The 879-nt window shown below is 71.9% G+C and carries 1 protein-coding gene; it reads right to left on the bottom strand.

The genetic code is table 11. The features are described from left to right. On the bottom strand, positions 1-879 hold an 879-nt coding region (locus tag ACK41V_RS23545; RefSeq protein ID WP_409786107.1), incomplete at both ends, for a penicillin acylase family protein.

The raw sequence follows: 879 nt of genomic DNA, 5'->3' as shown, positions 1-879 counted from the left end.
GTCACCGTCGGCAGATCACGGTCGATCAGATCGAGGTTCGGGAATTGATGCGCCAGCAGGCTCTCATCGGCCAGCCCGGCATATTTGTCTTCCGGCGCGGCACGCGCCATCGCCACCGCGCGCTCGGCCAGCGCCTGGCTGCCGTCGCCGGACAGATCGTTGGTCGAGACCACGGCCTGGCGGCGGCCGACCAGAACGCGCAGGCCGAGATCGTCGCCTTCCGAGCTTTCCGATTCCTCCACCGCGCCGTCGCGCACCTCGATCGTCTCGCGACGCACGTCGAGGTCGCGCCAGGCGCCGTCGTAGCGCCACTGCTCCTCGCGCACCCGCTCGAGGTAGAGGTCGGTCACGTCGGGCCCGAGGTTGGTGAACCCCCAGGCGATGTCGGCGTTGTGCCCGATGATCACGCCGGGTGTCCCCGAGAAGGTGAACCCGGCGACGTCGAGCGGGCACGCGTCGCTGACCCGCCGGCAGTGCAGCCCCATCTGCATCCACACCCCCGGCATGCCGACGCCCAGGTGCGGGTCGTTGGCCAGCAGCGGCGCGCCGGTCGAGGAGTGTTCACCGTCGACGACCCAGCTGTTGGAGCCGAGCCCCTCGCCGCGCCCCAGCAGGGCGGGCAGCCGCTCGAGCCCGTCGCGCAGCTGCGCCAGCGTCGCGGTCTGGGCGGCGGTGTACGCCGGACGCCTGGGGTTCCGGGTGCCGGGCGCGGTCGCCCCCGGCTCGAAGGTCCCGTCGACCACCGCGCCACCACTGACGATGGGCTTGTGCTCGTCGTAGGGGTACTCGGGGTAGAGCTCCTCGACCCGGCGCTCGGGCAGCTCCGCGGAGAGGATCGCCCGGTCGATCTCCTCGCCCATGTTGCCGCGCAGGTCCCAG

Origin of the sequence: Acidovorax sp. (assembly GCF_046291265.1) — a bacterium.
GTDB lineage: Bacteria > Pseudomonadota > Gammaproteobacteria > Burkholderiales > Burkholderiaceae_C > Acidovorax.
The sequence above is the reverse complement of the archived record's forward strand: the minus strand, read 5'-3'. Positions and strand labels throughout refer to the sequence as shown.